Annotated in this window: 11 protein-coding genes; 5 read left to right on the top strand and 6 right to left on the bottom strand. The window is 61.0% G+C overall.

Annotation, left to right across the window (positions count from 1 at the left end; all coding sequences use genetic code 11):
• Nucleotides 1-266 precede the first annotated feature (266 nt).
• Entirely contained in the window at nt 267-1,562 is a 1,296-nt protein-coding gene (locus HPQ62_RS02775) for an AraC family transcriptional regulator (RefSeq protein ID WP_174800963.1), read from the bottom strand.
• On the opposite strand from HPQ62_RS02775, the gene HPQ62_RS02770 reads away from it, so the two are divergent.
• Together HPQ62_RS02770 and HPQ62_RS02765 are read left to right on the top strand one after the other, a co-directional pair.
• The gene (locus HPQ62_RS02770) at nt 1,530-8,348 is read left to right on the top strand and encodes an MBG domain-containing protein (RefSeq protein ID WP_342343667.1); all 6,819 of its coding nucleotides are present in this window, start codon (nt 1,530-1,532) and stop codon (nt 8,346-8,348) included. The two genes, HPQ62_RS02775 and HPQ62_RS02770, sit on opposite strands and share 33 nt — an antisense overlap.
• 68 nt (nt 8,349-8,416) lie before the next feature.
• Entirely contained in the window at nt 8,417-10,150 is a 1,734-nt protein-coding gene (locus tag HPQ62_RS02765) for a ShlB/FhaC/HecB family hemolysin secretion/activation protein (RefSeq protein ID WP_174800961.1), read from the top strand.
• Nucleotides 10,151-10,535: 385 nt separating this feature from the next.
• Here HPQ62_RS02765 and dinB read toward each other — a convergent pair whose 3' ends face one another.
• The 3 genes from dinB to HPQ62_RS02750 are packed head-to-tail and all read right to left on the bottom strand — an operon-like array spanning nt 10,536 to nt 14,450.
• Nucleotides 10,536-11,672 (bottom strand): DNA polymerase IV, encoded by a 1,137-nt coding sequence (gene dinB / locus HPQ62_RS02760; RefSeq protein ID WP_174800960.1) that lies wholly within the window; start codon nt 11,670-11,672, stop codon nt 10,536-10,538.
• 31 nt (nt 11,673-11,703) lie between these two features.
• A complete protein-coding gene (locus HPQ62_RS02755; RefSeq protein ID WP_174800959.1) occupies nt 11,704-12,366 on the bottom strand; it encodes an SOS response-associated peptidase in 663 nt (220 codons plus the stop codon).
• Between the two features lie 14 nt (nt 12,367-12,380).
• Nucleotides 12,381-14,450, bottom strand: a complete 2,070-nt coding sequence (locus tag HPQ62_RS02750; RefSeq protein ID WP_174800958.1) for an ATP-dependent helicase — start codon at nt 14,448-14,450, stop codon at nt 12,381-12,383.
• Nucleotides 14,451-14,632: 182 nt separating this feature from the next.
• Between HPQ62_RS02750 and HPQ62_RS02745 the strand changes: the two genes are divergently transcribed.
• From HPQ62_RS02745 to HPQ62_RS02735, 3 genes are read left to right on the top strand one after another with little or no spacing between them, the layout of a single operon-like run.
• Nucleotides 14,633-15,394: an ImuA family protein gene (locus HPQ62_RS02745; RefSeq protein ID WP_174800957.1), complete on the top strand. Its 762-nt coding sequence runs from the start codon at nt 14,633-14,635 to the stop codon at nt 15,392-15,394.
• Nucleotides 15,309-16,832 (top strand): Y-family DNA polymerase, encoded by a 1,524-nt coding sequence (locus tag HPQ62_RS02740; protein ID WP_174800956.1) that lies wholly within the window; start codon nt 15,309-15,311, stop codon nt 16,830-16,832. Before HPQ62_RS02745 ends, HPQ62_RS02740 begins: the two co-directional genes overlap by 86 nt.
• A complete protein-coding gene (locus HPQ62_RS02735) occupies nt 16,829-20,089 on the top strand; it encodes an error-prone DNA polymerase (RefSeq protein ID WP_174800955.1) in 3,261 nt (1,086 codons plus the stop codon). The genes HPQ62_RS02740 and HPQ62_RS02735 overlap by 4 nt, the downstream gene beginning before the upstream one ends.
• Before the next feature lie 922 nt (nt 20,090-21,011).
• Here HPQ62_RS02735 and HPQ62_RS02730 read toward each other — a convergent pair.
• Together HPQ62_RS02730 and HPQ62_RS21280 are read right to left on the bottom strand one after the other, a co-directional pair.
• Nucleotides 21,012-21,212 carry a helix-turn-helix domain-containing protein gene (locus HPQ62_RS02730; RefSeq protein ID WP_174800954.1) on the bottom strand — a complete coding sequence of 67 codons (201 nt, stop codon included), beginning with the start codon at nt 21,210-21,212 and terminating at the stop codon, nt 21,012-21,014.
• 249 nt (nt 21,213-21,461) lie between these two features.
• Nucleotides 21,462-22,436 (bottom strand): hypothetical protein, encoded by a 975-nt coding sequence (locus tag HPQ62_RS21280; RefSeq protein WP_174800953.1) that lies wholly within the window; start codon nt 22,434-22,436, stop codon nt 21,462-21,464.
• Nucleotides 22,437-22,448 lie beyond the last annotated feature (12 nt).

The following is a 22,448-nucleotide window of genomic DNA, read 5'->3' as shown; positions in this document are numbered from 1 at the left end:
TTCGGACGGTGGAGGCTTTAGCGATGAGCACCGAAAGCGGACATGCCTCCATCGTGTCCGCCCCATCTCCTGGCCGTGATCCTCGCGTGTAAAACTCCAATTTAAGACGATCCAATTGCCGCGGGCAAAGCACCAACCCTATGTCTCTCAAGTTTAACGCTGGTCAAAAAGGGGGCCGGTCAGCACTGACAGTTGTATCAGCGTGAAACCTGGGACCAGACGCGGGGGAATGCTGCGATTCAGGCTTGTCCGTCTCGTCGAAAGTCTCAGACTGTAAACTGCTGATTTGTCACACGATATGAACTCGGCGTGGAACCGTGCCGTTGGCTGAAGGCGCGCGTGAGGTGCGTTGAATCGCTGTAACCGAGACGATGCGCGATTTCTGTCACCGTTAAATCGGTGTTGAGGAGCAGCGCTCTGGCGCGCTCCATCCTTACCTCTGAAACAAGCTGACGGTAGGAACGGGATTCGGCCTGCAACATACGTTGCATGGTTCTTGGTCCTAGCCCCAGACGACTGGCCACGGCGTTGATCTGCGCGGAACCCGCCAGGAGATCGAGATGGATGGTTTCGCGCACCAGATCGGAAAAGGCCCTGGGTGGGCCCTGTTGCACCATATCTTTCAGATGGTTATGCCGCACCTGGTATGAGAGAGCGGGTTTGCACTGCCGCGGTTGCTCGAGCAGCGCGGAGGGGAAGGCGAAAGCCATGGCCGCGCTTCCATAACGAATCGGAACGGAAAGCATTTTCGCCATTTCCTCGATACGCTGATCATAGTCGACATCCAGCTCGATCCAGTCCGGTCGCCAGTCTTTGCCGGTATAAACCTGAAACGTCTTGAGCAGGGCCGGTATAGTGTGTTGCAAATGTTGAAGGCGATTTTCAGGGCGCTGCCCAAAGATACGATAGGCATAAAGCGCCCGCGTTCCGTTGACCGAAAGCGCCAGTTCAGTGCCGCTCTGATGATATTCTATCGATCTTGTTGCCCGCTTCAGGCAGGTCCGCAGCGTGGTGGCAGTACGCGAATAATCGACCCAGATGCCATAGCCGTCGACCATTTCCTGTCCCACCCTCAAGCCGAATAGAGGATCATCGGTCATAGCGGCTGCGGCCTCGTATAGCGCGACCAGATTATTGAGCGGCAACATGCGCTCGGATTCTGCCGCCACATCGAGCGGCAGGCCCACATCGGAAAACAGAGCGGCCGCAGCAAAAGGTCCTTCGCGCTTGTCGATGAGCGCGGGGAGCGGACCGATGCCACGCACCGAAGTCATGGCGATTGTGGTTTGCAATCGAGGCAAAATGGATCTCTGTCGTGAAATGGCAGGTAAACTTGATGCTTTTCTAATAGATAGGGAAACGGGTTCGGTAGTCAAGTATCTGGTATTCTTGCAGAAATGCTTGATGCCGGATTGCTTTCCGTGGGCGGAAATATGCTTTGACTTGATTAGCGCTGGTTTTGCGGCCGCACTCTCGATGCCAATCGGCCCTTGCGGCTGTCGATATAATGGGTTCGGGGAACTTGCGATATGCCAATGACATCTGTTGTCGCTGATGACCAAAATAGCTCCACATTCGCAAAATCGCGTGGGCGGCAGGCTTTGCGGCACAGGGGGTGGCGCGCTGCCCTTCTTGCGACAGCCGCGTTTTCGGCGTTTGGTACATGTCCTGCCTTCGCGGAAAACGCGCTGCCGTCCGGTGGGAGCGTGGTCACCGGTGCGGCCACTATCGCATCGAACGGTTCGGCCATGACCGTCACGCAGGGCTCTGACCGCGCCATCGTCAACTGGCAGAGCTTCAATGTCGGCCAGGCCAACAGCGTCAATTTCGTGCAGCCGGGCGACAACGCCGCGATCCTCAACCGCGTCACCGGCAATACGCGGTCCTCGATTGCCGGGGCGCTTTCCGGCAATGGTCAGGTCTTTCTCGTAAACCCTAATGGGATCGCGATCACGCCGACCGGGACGGTCAAGGCCGGCGGTGGCTTTGTAGCCTCGACGCTTGATATCACCAATGACGATTTCATGTCCGGCAATATGGTGTTCCGCGGCAATGGCGCGTCAGGCACGGTTTCTAACGAGGGCGTGGTGACGATCGGGCGCGGCGGCTATGCCGCGCTGATGGGCGGCAAGGTGAAGAATATCGGTTTGATCGCCGTACCCTATGGCAAGGCCGGGCTTGGCGCCGGCGAGGAGATCACGCTTGATCTCTCCGGCGACGGCTTCATGCAGGTGGCGGTCCCCTCATCGCTGATGGATGACGGCGAGGCGCTGGTTGAAAATTCCGGCACGGTGACGGCGGAAGGTGGCGTCATCCTGATGAAGGCGGCAACGGCGCGGGCCGCGGCGCGCCATGCCGTCAATCTTTCCGGCGTCGCCGAGGCGCGCTCGGTTTCGGGCCGCAATGGCAAGATCACGCTCGGCGGCGGCGCTGGCGGCAAGGTGACGGTCACGGGCAAGGTCTCGACCCGAGCCAAGGCCGCCCAGCCGAAGACCACCCAGGGCGGCGCGATCGAAATTACCGGGCTTGAGATCCGGCTTGACGACGCCGTGATCGATGCCTCCGGCTATGGCGCGGGCGGCAAGGTGCGCATCGGCGGCGACTGGCAGGGCGCCGGCGATGTTCCGCATGCCGACATCCTGACGGTGAGCGCCGGCACGGTGATCAGCGCGGATGCTGTGAGCGAGGGCAATGGCGGCTCGGTAGTGCTGTGGTCGGATCACCGCACCGCGTTCGCCGGCCGGATCAGCGCCACCGGCGCGACTGGAACCGGCGGCGATGCCGAGGTCTCCGGCAAGGCGCTGCTTTCCTATACCGGTTTTGCCGATCTGACGAGTGCTGCAGGCTTCGGCTCGCTGTTGCTCGATCCCTATAATGTGACCATCTCGAACGCCGCGGACCAGACGTCTTCCGGCTTCACCGCTTCGGGCAATGACAGTGTCATCAATGTCGCCACGCTGCAGAATGCGCTTGCCGGCGCCAATGTCACGGTTTCGACCGGCGCGGGCGGCAGCCAGGATGGCGATATCACTGTTGCCGACGCCGTCACCTGGGCCTCGGGCTCCACGCTGACGCTGTCGGCCTATCGCAACATCGCCGTCAACGCCAATCTTGCAGGCGGCACGGGTTCCCAGATACTGCTGCGCGCCGATAGCAGCGCCACCGGCAGCGGCACGGTCAGTTTTGGTTCCGGCATCACGGCAACCGCCGACGGCGGGGTTTCCCTCTACTACAATCCGTCGTCTTACAGCGCGCCGGTCGATTATTCGGGCAAGGCGGGCGGCGGCACGACGCTGACGGCTTACATGCTGGTCAACACGCTCGACAATCTCCAAGCCATCAACACCAATCTTTCGGGCACATATGCGCTCGGAAAGGATATCGACGCCAGCGCGACCGCAGGCTGGAATGGCGGCACGGGTTTCGAGCCGATCGAGCCTTTCAAAGGGATGTTTGATGGCGACGGCCATGTGATTTCCGGCCTGACGATCAATAGACCTTCTGTCAGTGGTGTTGGCCTGTTTGGGGGGACCGATATTAACGCAAGCATACGTAACATCGGTCTTGTAGATGCCAGCGTTACTGGCGACTCGCTGGTTGGAGGGCTGGTTGGCAACGGCTACGGGGCGATCAACAACGCCTATATTCATGGCAGCGTTTCAGGAAACGGCGCTGTTGGCGGCTTGGTGGGTAGACAGCTCTATTCCAGCATCAGAAATTCTCATGCGAGTGGGTATGTCACTTCCAGCGGAGATATGGTCGGGGGGCTGGTTGGAAACCTTACTTCGGCTTCCATCTCAGGTTCCTATGCAACTGCAGCCGTGAGCGGAGGAGATCAAGTCGGTGGCCTTGTTGGACAGAGCTTGGGGTCGATACGCAACTCCTATGCCACCGGAAGCGTCACAGGCGCCAGCCAGGTTGGAGGGCTTGCCGGGCGATACTCATATAGCAGTTCTATCCTCAATTCTTATGCCACTGGCAATGTATCGGGCACCCGCCGAGAGATCGGCGGATTGGTCGGTTCTTTGACGAACGGTGGGATCGAGCAATCCTACGCAATGGGCAGCGTTGCAGGGAGGGTAATGGTCGGCGGGCTTTTAGGACTGTTGGACGGTGGCACGGTCGAGCAATCCTACGCGACCGGCGTCATTTCAGCAGCGGGCTATGCTGGTGGGCTGGTTGGGGCTGTTGAACGCGGCTCGGTCGCCCACTCCCACGCAACGGGCAGAGTGACGACAACAGGCAACTTTACCGGTGGTTTGGTTGGCTATGCCACCGGCAATATCTCGCAATCCTATGCGACCGGCAACGTAACGGGTGATGGTGATGTCGGTGGACTGGTGGGTTATGCATCCAGCGGCACGATCACGAAGTCCTATGCGACAGGCGGGGTCTCGGGCAACGGCTCTGTCGGCGGGCTGGTTGGCTATGCCTCAGGCAATATTTCGCAATCCTATGCGACGGGCAGTGTCTCGGGTGTCCATAATGTCGGAGGGCTTGTGGGGTCGGAGTCCAAGCCCTATCTCTTCGCCGATTCCTATTTCGATACTGATACGACTGGCGTGTCACTGGGCGTTGGCAACAATGCCTCTGCTTCGGGCGTGATCGGGTTGAGCACTGTCGGCGCGCGCTCTGCCAGCGCCTACGGCGGTTGGGATTTTACCAACGCCTGGTATCAGGCGGGCGACATGCGCCCGATCCTTCGCTCCGAAGCGGCAGCGCCCGTGGATGGAGTGATCACGGTTTCCAACCTGCACCAGCTTCAACTCGTCGGCGCCGATCTTTCCGCAAGCTACCGGCTTTCCGGCGATATTGATGCAAATGCAACGAATGAGGTTTCCGCCGGCTATAATGCAAGCGGCATCTGGGGTGCTGGCGGCTTCGTGCCAATCGGCACTTCCGGTTCCGCGTTCACAGGCACATTTGATGGCGATGGGCATGTGATCAGTGGACTGACAATCAATCGTCCCGGCACGGATTACGTCGGCCTGTTCGGACTTACCAATTTCGGTTCAATCCTGCGTAATGTCGGCCTTGAGGGCGGTAGCGTTTCGGGCAACGGCGCAGTAGGCGGGCTGGTCGGTCGCAATTATAGCGCGATCAGCAATGCCTATGTGACCGGCAGCGTATCGGGCAACGTCGGAGTCGGCGGGCTGGCCGGGTGGAATGGCGGCACGATCGAGAATATCAATACGACCGGCAGCGTTTCAGGCGACACCTATGTCGGTGGCCTGGTCGGATTGAATAATAGCACTATCAGCAATGCCTATGCGACGGGCAGCGTTACGGGCGCCGGCGGCAACTCTGTCGGCGGGCTGGTCGGGCTCCATAATCGCGGCACTATCAGCAATGCCTATGCGACGGGCAGCGTCACGGGCACCGGCGGCAGCTCTGTCGGCGGGCTGGTCGGGTTCAATGATAGCGGCACGATCAGCAATGCCCATGCGACGGGCAGCGTTACGGGCGCCGGCGGCAACTCTGTCGGCGGGCTGGTCGGGTTCAATGATAGCGGCATGATCAGCAATGCCTATGCGACGGGCAGCGTTACGGGCACCGACGGCAACTCTGTCGGCGGGCTGGTCGGGTTCAATGATAGCGGCACGATCAGCAATGCCTATGCGACGGGTAGCGTTACGGGCAGCGGCGCGGATATCAGAGGGTTGATCGGGTTTAACAATGGCACGATCGAGAATTCCTATTTCGATAAGGAGACGACGGGCCAGTCGAACGGCGCTGACAATTCTTCCGGCGTCATCGGGCTGACCACCGCGCAGTTCCAGGATACCGCCTATTTCTATGCGCTGGCCACGGATGCCGGCTGGAATTTCGAGACGGTCTGGGCGCCGCCGAGCGAAGGCTATTATCCGGAGCTCTACGCACTTTCCGATGTGGTCTTCGTCAAGACCGACGGCAAGACGATCACCTATGGCGATGCGTCGGGCGCGCTCACCTATTCCGGCGTTTACGGTGGTCACAGCGGCGCGGGCGTTTTCGCGCCGACGCTGACAACGGATGCCACGGCGACATCCAATGTCGGCAGCTACGCCATCACCGGCCAATCGAGCTTTGTCGGCGATGACGGGATTACATACCGCACCGTCTACGGGCCCGGCGCGGTGACGATAAACAAGGCGACACTGAGGGTCACTGCCAATAATGGCTCGATGATCTATGGCGACGATGTTCCTGGCGATATCGGCTACACCGCAACCGGGTGGAAGAACGGTCAGACGGGCGCACTTCTAACCGGCGTCAGCGTCGGCACTAATGCTACCAAGACCTCGAATGCCGGAAGCGGCTACGCCACGGCAGCCTTTGGCGGCACGCTGTCGGGCGCCGCGGCTGGCAATTACGCGATCAGCTATGTCGGTGCCGATTTCGTGGTCAACAAGGCGCCGCTGGCGGTCACTGCCGATAGTGGCTCAATGATCTATGGCTCAACGCCGCCGACCGATCTCGGCTACTCGGTTTCCGGCTGGAAGAATTCCGACACCGGCAGCGTGACCGGCGCAAGCGTCGTTACCGATGCGACTTCAAGCTCGGGTGTGGGTAGCGGCTACGTCACCACCGCTTCCGGCGGCTCGATCACGAGCACGGCCGCGGGCAATTACGATCTTTCCTACGCGTCCGGCAGCTTCTCGGTTACCCCGCGTGCCTTGAAGATCACGGCCAAGGGCGCATCGAAGACCTACGGCGAAGTCGCCAGCCTGACCGCCTATTCGGTCAACGGCCTTGTCAACGGCGACACGGTAAGCACGGTCACTTTGACAAGCATGGGCAGCGCCGCGTCCGCGAATGCCGCCACTTATGACATCATTGCTTCCAACGCGACGGGCTCGGGCCTTTACAACTACGCGATCGACTATGTCGATGGCGCGCTGACGGTCGCAAAGGCCAAGCTGACGGTGACGGCCGGTAATGGCGAGATGAACTACGGCGATACCGTGCCGATGATCGGCTACGCTGTCAGTGGCTGGAAGAACGGACAGAGCGATGCGTTTCTGGTTGGGGTGATCGTCACCACGAACGCGAACCCGACCTCCAATGTCGGTACCTACTACTCAACGATGGCGGCCGGCGGGAAATTGGGCGGCGCGGCCTCCGGCAATTACACTCTCGACCATGTCGATGGTAAGTTCGCGGTAACCCCGCGGGCCCTGACAGTGACGGCATCGGATGCGGTCAAGACCTATGGCGATAAGGCCAGCCTGACCGGTTTCACCACCGCCGGGCTCGTTAATGGCGACAGCGTCTCCGCCGTTTCCGAAAAGAGCCTTGGCGCGGACGCAGAGGCTGATGCCGGCGTCTACGACATCATTGCCAGCGCCGCAAAGGGCTCGGGTCTTTCGAACTACGACATCAATTACGAGAAAGGCACGCTGACGGTCGACAAGGCGGCGCTGACGGTCACGGCTGACAGCGGCTCGATGATATATGGCGATGCCGTGCCCATGATCGGCTACGCGGTTTCGGGCTGGAAGAGCGGCCAGAATGGATCGTTGCTTTCCGGGGTTGTCGTGACGACGGATGCAACATCGTCTTCCGATGCCGGGAGCGGCTATAGCACCGCCGCTTCGGGGGGCGCGCTTTCCGGTGCCGCCGCAGGCAATTACGACATCAGCTATAGGGACGGATCGATGGCGATCCGGCGCCGTGCGATCACGGTTGCGGCCAATGCGGGTGCCAAGACCTATGGCGATCTCGGGCTGTTGAGCTACACGGTCGGCGGGATGGGACTTGCCAATGGCGACAGGCTTTCAGGCAGGCTGGAGAGCGACGGCCAAGCCATTCTGGCGAATGTCGGTTCTTATGCCGTCACCCAGGGTTCGGTGACTGACGCCTTCAACCGTAATTATGCAATCAGCTATCGTGCGAATACACTTGCCGTTTCGCCGCGGCCGATCACGCTGACTGCCGACGATGCCGTCAAGCAGCTCGGCACGCCGGCAGGCGTCCTTGGCTGGCAGATCACCGCAGGCAATCTCGTCGATGGCCACGCTTCGCTGAACGGCAGTCCCGCAAGTCGCGGCGCACCGTCCTCTGCGGCGGTCGGCACCTACGCTATTACCGCAGGCAGTCTCACGGACGCTGAAAATCCCAACTATGCCATCACATTTCTGCCGGGCAAGTTGGAGGTGCTGCCGGTTCTGGCGCCATCGGCTCCTGCTGGCGGCGTTCCGCTTCCCGGCCAGCAATTCGATCCGTTCACGGTCGCCGGCGGGTCGCTGCAAGAGACGCTCTTTGCAGACAGCAACAACCCGCGTGGAACGCTGATCGTCACCGAACAAAGCCCCGTTTCCAATGCCGCCTGCGATGCAGGGCCGCAAGTCCTGTTCATATGCCCATAGACCTCGCGGAGCTTGAATATCAACGGCCCTGATCTGCGGGCAAGCCAAGAATGCTGGAGTGATTTCCAATGCTAATTTCCAGGACCGCCGCAGCACTGGCAGGCGCGTTTGTGCTCGGCACGCTCCAGACGGGGGCCGCTTATGCGCAGACCGCCGGCCAGGTGGTCGAGCCCTCCTATGCCCCGCCTGTGATCCGTCAGCAGAGCGGCGGGCTTGTCCTGCCGCAATCGACGGGGCAGGAAGCGCCGGAAGGGGCGGACCAGCTGTTCGTCACGCCCTCGGGTCTCGATATCGAAGGCGGGCTGCCGGCGCTTGCCGGCGAGACGGCGCGCATCGCGGGGGAGTTCACCGACAAGCGGGTCAGTGCCGCAGACCTGTTCAGGGCGGCCAACGAGCTCGAGCTTGCCTATATCCACGCCGGCTATCCGCTGGCGCGCGTGTCGCTACCGCCGCAGACCATCGAGGACGGGCAGAAACTGAAGCTGGTGGTTAGTTCCGGCTATGTCGAGGGCGTCGACACCGCGGCTCTGCCCGAGACCGTAAGGCGCCGGGTGGACGCAGTGATGGCGCCGCTGGTCGATGCCGAGAACCCGAGCGAGGCGGCAATTGAACGCCGTCTGCTTCTGGCCGGAGACACGCCCGGCTATGACATGACGTCGACCCTGAAGCGCGGGGATACGCCAGGCGGCACGCTGCTGGAGCTTTCCGGCCGCTACGATCCGGTTACCGGCTTTATCGGCGTTGCCAATGACCTGACGGAAGAGCTTGGTGACTATTCGATCAGCGCCGGCGTCAATTTCAACAATCTCCTGGGCCTCGGCGAGGTCGGCTATCTGCAGGTCGGCGGCTGGCCGGGCTTCTCGGAGGGCAATTTTTTCTCCGACGATCCGCGCAACCGACAGATCGTTGCGGGCTTTTCGCTGCCAATGGGCACGGACGGCGTCTGGCTCAACGTCGAGGGCGTCGACAGCCGGACGCGGTCGGATACCGGTCTCGGCTATGACTTGCCCGATCATTACCAGCGGCTTTCGACCAATATCGGCTATGACTGGCTGAGAAGCCGCGCCGCCAATGCGTCGACCACCATCAGCTTCGATATCATCGAAGAGGAGCAGACATTCAGGTCGCCTGGGCTGACGACGCCGTTCACGCTGGACCGGCTGCGGGTGATCCGCCTGACCCAGTCCGGCGACTATTTCTTTACCTCCGGCGCAAGGGTTGCGGGCTCGGCGACGCTGTCGCTCGGTCTCGATGGGCTTGGGGCCTATCAGCCGACGGCGGCACTGCCGATGTCGCGCGATGGCGCTAAGCCGGACTTCCAGAAGCTGAAGGCCGAAGGCAGCTATCTTCAGACGCTCGGCGATCTCTTCAATCTGTCGCTGACGGCCAAGGCCCAGACGTCGTTCGGGCAGCCGATGGCTTCGTCGGAACAGATGGGCCTTGGCGGACTCAACTGGGTCTCGGCCTATATGGTGAGCGAGATCGAGGCCGATACCGGCGCGGCCATTCGCGCTGAACTTGCCTATCCGACCACGTTCAAGCCTTTCAAAAGCCATACCGGCTTCGCGGTCTCGGCCGCCCCTTACGTATTCGCCGCCGGCGGTATCGCCAAGCTCGAACAGCCGACTGCGCTGGAAGACGAGATCACCCGTGCGGGCGCCGTCGGCCTCGGCATCCGCTTCGCCGCCGCCGAAATCGACAGCCCCCATAACGGCAGCCTGACGCTTGAATACGCCCACGGCGCCAGCAACGCCGACGGCGAGGCCAACCGTTTCAACCTGTCGTTCACCACTCGGTTTTAGAACGCAGGACGTTTTATCGGTATCGCCGACGTTCCGTCTACACCTTTTTTGGTGGGGTGCACGAAAACCGGAATCTGCTCTTCTGCCTACGCCTGTTCAAAATCCCTGAAGAGCGCGAGTGACGACTGAGAGCAGGCAAGACCGAACTCAGAGGCGCAGCGCATATCGGTGTTGCTGGAGCGGTCATCCGCTGCGTTTTGCCCGAATGACCGATAAAGGATGAAGACCGCAGAAATTCTCAAAAGAAATGACAGCTTATGTGTGCGAATTTTCCAGGAGCCGACAGTCCGCTTTCGGCCCCTTTGCTGCCGATTCGCAGTGTGCCAGAGATTTTCTCGCTCTTGCCTACATACGTTGCGGAAGTACTTTTCTGTGAACTGCTGGATTACAGCAGTCTCATCTGCTTAACCCCTGCCCTATCTGAGCTTTCGAACAACGAGGAAAGGGTTACACCGAGCAGCCGAATTCCTTTCTGCACCGGAAAAAGCCCAGTAAGCATCGCCCCTGTAATCTCTCCGATTTCATCTGCGCTTCGCATGTCGTGTCCCAGCGTCCGGCTTCGCGTGATCTGCTGGAAATCTGCGTATTTCACTTTCAGCGTCACGGTCCGCCCACTGATCTGCCTGTTCTCAGCGTGGCGCCAGACCTTCTCGGCGAGCAGGATCAACTCCGCCGTCGCTGCCTCCAGCTCAAATATATTGGCAGCAAACGTGTCTTCCGCACCAATCGATTTGCGCGGCCGGTCGGGTTGAACCGGCCGCTCGTCGATCCCCCGCGAGATCCGATAATACCAGCTCCCCGACTTGCCGAAATTATCACGCAGGAAGGTGAGCGATTTCTCGCGCAAGTCAGCCCCGGTCACGATCCCGAGCCGTTGCATCTTCTCGGCCGTCGCCGGTCCGACGCCGTGGAATTTCTTGACGGCGAGGTCGGCAACAAATGCCGGCCCCATCTTCGGCGTGATCACGGCCTGACCGTTCGGCTTGTTCAGATCGCTCGCCATTTTTGCGAGGAACTTGCAGTAGGAGATCCCGGCAGACGCATTCAGGCCGGTCACTTCCTTGATACGGGCGCGGATGATCGTCGCGATTTCGGTAGCGAACGCGATCCCCTGCTTATTCTCGGTCACATCAAGATAGGCCTCATCGAGCGAGAGGGGTTCGATCAGGTCTGTATGCTCGGCAAATATCTGGTGTATCTGCGCCGATACCGACCGGTAGACATCAAACCGCGGCTTCACGAACACCAGGTCGGGACACCGCCGTCTCGCGGTCACTGATGGGAGCGCGGACCTTACGCCAAACGCCCGCGCCTCATAGCTGGCCGCGGCGACAACACCTCTGGCCGCAGAGCCTCCAACCGCGACCGGCTTCCCGCGCAGTTCGGGATTGTCGCGCTGCTCGACGGAGGCGTAAAAGGCATCCATATCGACATGGATGATCTTGCGGATGGCCGGGGCGGCATCATCCGTTTCCACCTCATGGTCTCTTTCCAAAGCTGTCAGTTCATCCAATGTGGCCATGACCATCTCAAGAGCGTAATCCGGAACGATGCTAATCGTCTCCGGGGTTTTCAGGAGGGTTGACGAGGACCAGCATGTTGCCGGGCAGCGGCCGCTGAAGGTGTTTCACATCGGCCCATTCCCCGGTGAGCCAGAGATCGACCTCTTCCGGCGTCGTCAGGATCGCCGGCATCGCCTTTTCATGAATGGGTTTGACGATCTCGTTCGGCGTTGTCGTCAAAAACCCGAAAAGTTCATATTTCTGTTCACCATCCCGGACCTTCCGCACGCCCTTCCACGGCGTCCAGAAACCGGCGAAGAACATCAGGGGTCGGTCCGGGTCCTGAGCAAACCAGGCATTCGGCACGCGTCCACCTTCCACCTTGCTCGCAGGGTCAGGTTCCGCAAATGATGTGAACGGCACGACGCAGCGGCTTGTCGGCCCAAGCCAGCGCCGCCAATGCGGAGATCCGACATTGCGGATGTTGGTGACCCCGCGATCGGCCTTGCCCTTTACGAAGGCCGGCGGCGTCGGCATGCCCCAGGTGGCACTGACGATCTCCCGATTTCCATCGCCGTCGACGCGAACGATCGGCGCCAGCGTGTTGGGATAGACATTGAGCGACGGCTCGTTCCATCCGGCCTTGTCGCTCATCGCCTTCGTAAACTCGACGACGGAATCCCGTGTCGTCGTCAGATTATAGAGATTGCACAAGTCCTTGCCCTCCCTCAGCGCCACATCCCACGCATCCGCGCGCCGACGTCGAGACGCACCTGCCGCGGGCCGGTGTTGTTCTGTTGGCCAGGTTTAACCACCGGCCATGACCTGTTCTCAAAATGCTGCAACAACATAGCGGGAATGAACCGGGTTCGCGAGGCATAGACATGCCTGTCGCCGGTCGAGGACTGCCCGTGCGTGAAAAAGCGCTGTGGCACGACAAGGTTCAGACTATCCCGCGCCCGCGTCATTGCAACATAGAGCAGGCGCCGCTCTTCCTCGATATCGTCGGTCGTGCCGACGCCAAGATCGGAGGGAATGCAGCCGTCCACGGCATTGAGAACAAAGACCGAGCGCCATTCCTGCCCCTTGGCCGAATGGATGGTTGAAAGGATCAGATAGTCCTCATCGAGCAGCGGCACCCCGGCCTGGCCGGAGGTGGCGTCCGGAGGGTCGAGCGTCAACTCGGTCAGGAACCGTTCCCGTGACGGATAGCCAGCAGCAATGTCTTCAAGCTGCAGAAGATCGGCACGGCGCATCTCGAAGTCCTCGTGGATGCGCTCCAGATACGGCTCATACCATGCCCGGATCCGGCCGAGCTCGGCGGGCCAGCCCATGTTTGATTGGCGGAGGTCCGTGACCAAAGACACGAGGCCCGGCCAGTCGGCCACCGCTCGTGAGGGCGCTGGCAGGACCGCCAGTGTCTCGACCGGATCGGCGGCTTCCGCAATCGCATCCAGCGCAGTTTGCGCCGAGGCCGGGCCGACACCGGGTAAGAGCTGCATCAGCCGGAACCCTGCCACACGATCGCGCATGTTCTGAGCAAACCGGAGGGCTGCCAGCATGTCCTTCACATGCGCGGAATCGAGGAATTTCAGGCCACCGAACTTCACGAAGGGAATGTTGCGCCGCGTGAGTTCCACCTCCAGCGGGCCGCTATGGTGGCTTGCCCGAAACAGCACGGCCTGATCCTTCAGCCGCATGCCACCCTCGCGATTGTCGAGCACCTCGTCGGCAATGAACCGCGCCTGATCGCCCTCATCGCGAACCGTGACCAGCCGCGGCTTTTCAGTTGAGGCGCGGTCGGTCCAGAGATCCTTGGTATAGCGCTCCTGGGCGAGACCGATGACGCCATTGGCGGCCGCGAGGATCGGCTGCGTCGATCGGTAACTGCGATCGAGCGTGATCACGTCGGCCTTCGGCGAGAATTCATTCGGAAAGTCAAGGATGTTGCGAACCGTGGCTGCCCGGAACGAATAGATCGACTGGGCATCGTCACCGACAACCGTCAGCCCCCGTCCGCCAAGCTTGAGCGCCATCAGGATCGAGGACTGCAGGCGGTTGGTATCCTGATATTCGTCGACAAGCACATGATCCCAGCGTCCGCCGATCTCGGCAGCAAGCACCGGGTCGCCCATGGTCTGCGCCCAATAGAGCAGCAGATCATCGTAATCGAGGACGTTCTGGATCTGCTTGGCCTCGACATAGGCCTCAAACAGCTCCCTCAGCTCCTTTTCCCAGGCGCTACACCATGGAAAATTGGCCCTCAGGATTTCCGAGAGTGGCGCCTCGGCATTGACGGTGCGCGAATAGATCGAAAGACAAGTGCCCTTGGCCGGAAACCGGTTTTCTGTCTTGGAGAACCCAAGGTCATGCCGGGCGAGGTTCATCAGATCGGCCGAATCCTCGCGGTCATGGATGGTGAACTGCGGATCGAGACCGAGCTCGATCGCATATTCCCTCAACAGACGGGCGCCGATCCCGTGGAACGTGCCGGACCAGGCAAGCCCGTCGGCCATGATCCCCGCCTTGTCGCCAAGCGCCTTCGCGCAGATCCGCTCGACCCGCTTTCCCATTTCGGCGGCAGCGCGACGGGAAAAGGTCATGAGCAGGATCCGGCGCGGATCGGCGCCGGAAATGACGAGTTGGGCCACGCGATGGGCAAGCGTGTTGGTCTTTCCGGAGCCCGCCCCCGCAATGATCAGCAGCGGTCCGCCGATCGCACCCTCGGGCAAATCCGTGCCATGCAGAACCGCGGCCCGCTGCTTGTCGTTCAATTTTTCGAGATGCGCCGCGCCCATACCGTTCTGCCTCAAGCCCTTGTGATTCAACGATGCACGCCTTGCGCATCGGTGTTCTTCCCCGGTCGCCGTCCACAGGGCCCGCCAATGAGGCCGATTGACTCAAAACCGGAAAAGAACAAATAAAGAACATATCGTAGAACTCCGCCGTTGCAAAGTCCTGAAGGAGACAGTCCGACATCATGCCGAACCACGCCGCCAGTCCCGCCATTGCAGAGCTTCGGGAGCGCATCGCGCATCTCGAAGGTCCTGGCGGACGTGCGCGATCGGTTCTGCCCTTCGGCCTGAAGGACATCGATCGCAGGCTACCGGGCGGTGGTCTGGCGCTTGGCTGTCTCCATGAGGTGGCAGGCGGCGGCAATGGCGCGGTCGACGGAGCGGCGGCTGCACTGTTCGTGGCAGGCATCGCCGCGCGCACCCGAGGTAAGGTGCTCTGGGTGGTCACGCGTCCCGATCTCTTTGCGCCGGCAATCGCCCAGGCCGGGCTTGCCCCCGACCGCGTGATCCATGTCGAGGCCGGCGACGAGAAGGCATTGCTTGCCTGTTTCGAGGAAGGGCTTCGCCATGGCGGGCTTGGCGCGGTTGTCGCGGAGACGGCGCGCCTCTCCATGACCGCCTCCCGCCGTCTGCAACTGGCGGCCGAGACTTCCAAAACGATCGGGCTGGCGCTCCGCCGCTGGCGACGGCAGAGCGAGGCCGGCGACTTCGGACAGCCGACGGCGAGCGTCACCCGCTGGCGTGTCTCGGTCCTGCCCTCGCGACCCCTGCCAGTTCCCGGCCTTGGCCGTGCGCGCTGGCTGGTCGAACTCATCCGATGCCGTGCCGGAGAAAGTGCTGATTTTGAACTGGAGGCGTGTGATGACACGGGTCGTCTCGCTCTTCCTTCCGAGGTGGCCGACGGATCGTCTCAGAAGGAAGTCGGGCGACGCATCGCCACCCGCTGATGCGCCGCTCGTCATGGCCGGCCGCACCGGTCGCCGCCGGCTGATCACGGCCCTCGATGCCAATGCCGAACGGCTTGGCGTGCCTATCGGCATGGCCGTCACCAAGGCGCAAGCCCTTGTGCCGGGGCTTGTGATTGCCGATTCCGATCCCACGGCCGAAACCGACGGATTGAACAAGCTGGCGCTCTGGGCGCTTCAGCGGGTTTCGCCGGTGGTGATGGCCGATCCGCCGGATGGCCTGGTCATCGATACGACCGGCGCCGACCACCTGCATGGCGGAGAAGACGCCATGCTTGCCGACATGATCAGGCGCTTTGCCGCGGCCGCTGTCGAGGCACGTGCTGCGGTCGCTGATACATGGGGCGCGGCGCATGCTGCTGCCCGGTTTCTGGCACGACCCGCGATCGTCATCCCACCGCGCGAAACCGAGGCGATGCTTCGAACCTTGCCGCTATCAGCCCTCCGGCTCGATCCCGGCACGGTGTCTGACTTGCACACACTCGGTTTCGAGACCATTGGAGAGCTGCTGGATCAGCCGCGCGCACCGCTGACCCTGCGCTTCGGCCCGGAAGTCGTCCGGCGGCTCGACCAGGCGCTTGGCCGGATTGCCGAACCGGTCGATCCGATCCGTTCACCGGAACTTGTCGAGGTGCGCAAGGCCTTTGCCGAGCCCATCGGGGCCCCGGAGACGATCTCCCGCTATATCGCCAAGCTCGCAGACGCCCTCTGTCATGAACTCGAAAGGCGCGGTCTTGGCGCCCGGCGGCTGGATCTCCTGTTCCACCGCGTCGACAACACCATGCAGTTCATCCGCGTCGGCACAGCGCAGCCGGTACGTGATCCGAGACGCCTTGTGCGACTGTTCCGCGACAGGCTGGAGACCGTCGATCCGGGCTTCGGGATCGAGATCATGGTGCTGGTCGCCATCCATGCCGAACCTTTACGCGAGAAGCAGACGATCTCCTCCCTGATCGAGGAGCCGGAATCTGACGTCTCCGATCTGGTCGATGTCCTTGCCAACCGCGTCGGTGAACATAGGCTCTGTCGTTTCGTGCCGGTCCAAAGCGATGTGCCCGAACGCTCGGTTGCCCGCATTGCCCCGCTTGCGCCGGAGACCGGCCTCACATGGGACGGCGACTGGCCGCGACCGCCGCGTCTGCTGCCACGACCGGAACCGGTCGAGACCATGGCGCTTCTCCCGGATCATCCGCCGGTTTGGTTCACCTGGCGCGGCGTGCGTCGACGCATCCGTCGTGCCGATGGGCCGGAACGGGTCCGTGGCGAATGGTGGAAGCGGGATGCCGAACTCACCGCTGTCCGGGATTATTTCCGGGTCGAGGACGATACCGGCGAGCGCTACTGGCTGTTCCGCTCAGGCGACGGCGAGCATGAGGATAGCGGCTCGCACCGCTGGTTCATTCATGGGATCTTCGGATGACTGGCCCGCGCTACGCCGAACTGCAGGTCACCACCCATTTCTCGTTTCTGCGCGGGGCGAGCAGTTGCGACGAACTGTTCGCCCGCGCCGCAGACCTCGGCATCGAGGCCATCGGTGTCGTTGATCGGAATTCGCTGGCTGGTGTCGTGCGGGCGTTCGAAGCATCACGGCAGACCGGCGTCCGACTGGTGATCGGCTGCCGCCTTGACCTTGCCTACAGCCTACCGGTCCTCGTCTATCCAACCGACCGGGCGGCCTATGCCCGGCTTTGCCGCTTGCTGTCGCTCGGCAAGATGCGGGCCGGCAAAGGCAAGTGCCACCTCGAATGGGCTGACCTCGCGGCCTATGGCGAGGGGCTGATTGCCGTCCTGGTGCCGGATCGGGCCGATGATGACTGCGCCATGCATCTGCGCCGCCTGCGGGAGGCTTTCGGGGATCGTGCGTATCTGGCGCTGACGCTTCGACGGCGGCCGAACGATCAGCTTCGCCTCTGGCAGCTGTCGAACCTCGCTGCCGCAACCCAAGTTCCAACCGTCGTCACAAATGACGTTCTGTTCCACGCGGTGGACCGGCAGATGATGCAGGATCTCGTCACCGCCATCCGGCACAATGTCACCATCGATGAACTCGGTCATCGCCGTGAGCGGTTTGCCGATCGCTACCTGAAGCCGCCGGAAGAGATGCAGAGGCTGTTCGACCGCTATCCGGAAGCGCTCGCCCGCACGATCGAGATCACGGACCGGTGCAGGTTCTCGCTCTCGGAACTCGCCTATCAGTATCCGGAGGAAAAGCTCTTTCCGGATCTGACACCGCAGCAGGCGCTGGAAAAACTCACCTGGGAAGGTGCTGCCGAGCGCTATCCCGAAGGCCTGCCCGACAAGGTGAGGTCCAATCTCGATCATGAGCTGGCGCTGATCGAGAAGCTGGACTATGCGCCCTACTTCCTGACAGTGAATGCGATTGTCCGCTTTGCCCGTTCGAGGGATATTCTCTGTCAAGGTCGCGGGTCGGCCGCCAACTCTGCGGTTTGCTATGTTCTCGGCGTGACGTCGGTTGATCCCGATCGCAATGATCTCTTGTTCGAACGCTTTGTCTCGGAAGAACGGCGCGAGCCGCCGGACATCGATGTCGATTTCGAGCACGAACGGCGAGAAGAAGTCATCCAGTGGGTTTATCGGACCTACGGTCGCGATCGATCCGCGCTCTGTTCCACCGTCATCCGTTACCGCGCCAAAGGGGCGCTCCGCGACGTCGGTAAGGCGCTCGGCCTGACCGAAGACCTGACCAAAACGCTGTCGTCGCAGGTCTGGGGCTGGTCCGAGGGTGTCGAGGAGAAGCACGCCCAGGAACTGAACCTCAATACGGGTGACAGACGGCTTCGGCTTGCTCTGGAGCTTTCACGGCAACTCGTCGGCACGCCACGCCATCTCTCCCAGCACCCGGGCGGCTTTGTCCTGACCCGCGACCGGCTCGATGAACTGGTGCCGATCGAGCCGGCGGCCATGGAAGACCGGCAGGTCATCGAATGGGACAAGGACGATATCGACGTTCTCAAATTCATGAAGGTCGATGTGCTGGCGCTCGGCATGCTCTCCTGCATGCGCCGCGCCTTTGATCTTCTCGCCAAGCACAAGGATATCCGGCTGGATCTCGCCACCATACCCGCCGAGGATCCGCGCACCTATGCGATGATCCGCAAGGGCGACACGCTCGGCACGTTCCAGATCGAGAGCCGCGCGCAAATGGCGATGCTGCCGCGCATCAAGCCGCGCACCTTCTATGATCTTGTCATCGAGGTCGCGATCGTCCGGCCCGGGCCGATCCAGGGCGACATGGTTCATCCCTATCTGCGCCGGCGCGAGGGCAAGGAAGATGTGACCTATCCGAAGCCCGAGCTTGAAGCGGTCCTGGGCAAGACGCTGGGCGTGCCGCTGTTTCAGGAGCAGGCCATGCGGGTTGCCATCGACTGTGCGGGTTTCACCGCCGGGGAGGCCGATCAGCTGCGTCGCGCCATGGCAACCTTCAAGCACACCGGCGGGGTATCAAAGTTCGGCGCCAAGCTTATCGATGGCATGGTTGCCAATGGCTATGAGCGTGAATTCGCGGAGCGCACCTTCCGGCAGCTTGAAGGCTTCGGCTCCTATGGTTTTCCGGAGAGCCATGCGGCGAGCTTTGCACTGATCGCTTATGCCTCTTCCTGGATGAAGTGCTGGCACCCTGATGCCTTTTGCTGCGCGCTGCTCAATGCTCAGCCCATGGGCTTTTACGCGCCGGCTCAGATCGTGCGCGATGCCCGCGACCACGGCGTTGAGGTCCGTCCGGTCTGCGTCAATGCAAGCCGATGGGATTGCACGCTTGAACCCATCGATCGCGACGACGGGCGTTTCGCCGTCCGCCTTGGGCTCCGGCTGGTGAAGGGACTTGCAAACGCCGAGGCAGCACGCCTGGTCTCCTGTCGGGAAGATAGGCCCTTTGCTTCGGTCGACGATCTCTGGCGTCGCGCCGGTATTCCGGCTGCCGCTCTGGTGGAACTCGCCGAAGCCGATGCGTTCAGGCCGTCACTCGGGCTTGCTCGCCGTGAGGCGCTCTGGGCGATCAAGGCCCTGCGAGACGAACCGCTGCCGCTCTTTGCCGCAGCCGCAAGGCGCGAGGCCGGCATTGCGTCAGAACAGGCCGAGCCAGAACCCCTTCTGAAACCCATGGAAGCCGGCCGGGAGGTAGTAGAGGATTACGGCCATATGGGCCTGACCCTCAGGAAGCATCCGGTTTCGTTTCTGCGATCGGAACTCACCCGGCAGGGTTTCAGGTCCTGCGCCGAAGCAGTCTCCCTGCGCGACGGACGCTGGGTCAACCTCGCGGGCCTCGTTCTCGTGCGCCAGCGACCCGGCTCCGCCAAGGGCGTGATGTTCATCACGCTTGAGGACGAAACCGCCGTGGCCAATCTCGTGGTCTGGGCAAAGGTATTCGAGAAATACCGCCGCGTCGTTCTTGGATCCGGTATGCTTGGCGTCAAAGGCCGGGTGCAGCGGGAGGGAGAAGTGGTCCATATCGTGGCGCGTGAGCTTGTCGATCTTTCGGCGGAGCTCGCAAGCGTCGGCAGCCGGGATACGGCCTTTCCGCTTCCGCACGGGCGGGGTGATGAGCTTCATCATGGGTCACCGGCGCCTGATCCGCGCGGAATGCCGAAGCCACGCGATATGTTCGACCCTTATGGGCATATCGATGAGATCAAGGTGAAGCCGCGGGACTTTCGATGATCGCTGATAGCTCGACATGGAAAGAATACTGAAGCCTAAGGTCGTGATTTCTTTCCGCACGCACCCGGCTCTGCAGCTCACGTAGCCGCTCAATCCACTTCAAGGCTCGCCGGAATTTGGCATATCCGTTTCAATTCTGAAATCAGAAAAGCTGAGGCTCGAGCGTCCGGCAACGTCCTCAGACTAGTTGTCAATCTCTCCGCTCTAGAAATTTTGGAACTGACTGTCACGGCCGGGCAAATCACACGCCGATCATGGCGGCCCTGTTTTTGCCCTGCCTATCCGGCGGTACAAAGTTCTCACACCAGCCCACACCCAGGTTGCGAGCTGACAGTGACGACCGAGTGAAGATGCACACATCTGAATGAATCAGTAAGACATACCGGTCAAATTTCATCTTTTGAAATCGTTTGATGGAATTTTCAATTCTCGAAAGATGGTACAGAAATGCAAGTTGCCGTACCACTCCTGTACCACCTATTTCTCCATTATTTTCAATGATTTATCTTTTTTTTAAAGGTGCCGGTACAGTGGTACGCGGGGTGAATGTCCTTACATGCGCACGCGCATGCGCGTGCGTGCACGCGCGCGTATAAGGATTAAGTTCTGTTTATTCTGTACCACATATATAAGAATGCATTTATTTTCACATTTTCAATTACTTAGAAAGGGTACAGGTACCGGTACAGGAAGGTACAGTGTAACAACGTTGATTTTTTGCCACTAATCAAGCGCGCTCATGAAAACCAGATGCTCTTCTGTACCGGCTGGCCCAGAAAGACCCAGCACCTTTGTCTCCAGTATCACCGTCAACCATTTAGCGATGTCGACGCTCATGCGTATCGAAATCGCTTAGACGCCCGGCTATTTCAGCGAATGCGGTGACGTAAAATGCACTTGGACCAGCCACCACACGAATGGTTCATTGACCGTCGGCGTCCTTAATCTTCGTAAAGGCTAAGCCTGGATCGAATTTCAGTATCTCAGCCAGCTCGATAAACTCGACAACATCCACACGTCGCTGCCCGCTTTCCAGGCGCGCAACAAACGATTGGTACTCTCCAAGTCGCTGCGCCAATTCCGTCTGTGTCATCCCTGCGCGCTCTCTGGCCTTGATCAACATGTCGACCAAGGCTCTGTGTCGTACTGTCCCAAGTGTCTTTGCCACCGCTTGCCCCACCTGCTTGAAGATGGGTTCTTCACTTATATCTGAAAATCAGGTATCTTAAATTCAGATATTTCTTGCACCTGGTGTCCGATGAAACCTTCCCAGAACTTCGAAACTGTATCCCTTGATGCCCAACTACTGCGAACCTCGACGCCGAAAGAACAGCCCCGTAAGGCTGTTCGGGCAAGGCAGCTTCGTCCGCGCTCAGCTGTCTACCACAGAGTGTTGCGGCTCACTCTTGCGGCGGGTTTGTCGTTGCTGGCGACTTCCGCCTCTGCCGAGACAATCGAATTCCCAGACGACAGCTTCTGGCGCGCCTTGACGCAGTCGCTTACCGGCAAGGGCCCGGACCTCGAGGCGCTGGCGAAGCAGTCGCCGGAGTATCGGGCGGCGGATGAGTTTTCGCGGGAGGCAGTGCTCGCCGAGCAGGTGGCACTGCTTGAAGCGGGGCAGATGCGGGTCGGGCCGGAGACGGAGGTGATGATGCGCGTCTCCGTCCGGCTCGGCGATTATGATGCAGAGCGTGGCGGGTTTCCGGTGAGCCTGTTTGCACCGGGGGTCTATCTGCAGGTCGGTGGCGGCCTGCGGTTTTTCAATGGAAGCGAATACGCGATCCTGCCCGCCACGCCGGATGAAGGCCATGAGATCCGGGCGCGGGAGCCTTCGTCGCTGGGCGGCACTGCAATTCTGCGCGCCGGGGATTTCCGACGCGATCCGGGACATGCGAACGGCTTGCTCGCAACGCTTTACCAGTTCGATTATGTCGACCGGGATGGCGGGATCATTGCCAGCATGGCCCATGAGCCTGACACGCTTTGGCTGGATGAAGATGCAATCGAGGCACTCGTCCAGAAGACGCAGGCCGATGTTCTGGAAGCTGCCCTCCTGCCGCCGATCGGCTCGGACTGGAACACCGTACGGGATGCGCTGACTGCAAATTATGGTTTCGCGGTCAGTGACAGTCACGCATATGACGATGGCCGCTTCCGAATGGTGGGCGGCCGCGTCGAAGAGGAGCGACTGGATGAGGCCATACGTTACCGGGTTGGCTTCGGCAATGACGGCGACATGGTCGGGAAGATCTTTGCCAATCAGAGCGTAATAGCCAAAGCCCGGCTTCCCTTGGGCGAGATCGATACCAATCCGACCGGACGTGCGCTTGATTGCGGCACGCCGCATATCGCCGATGCC

Origin of the sequence: Martelella limonii, from assembly GCF_013344475.1 — a bacterium.
GTDB classification, from domain to species: Bacteria; Pseudomonadota; Alphaproteobacteria; order Rhizobiales; family Rhizobiaceae; genus Martelella; species Martelella limonii.
This window is presented reverse-complemented; position numbering and strand designations above follow the sequence as displayed.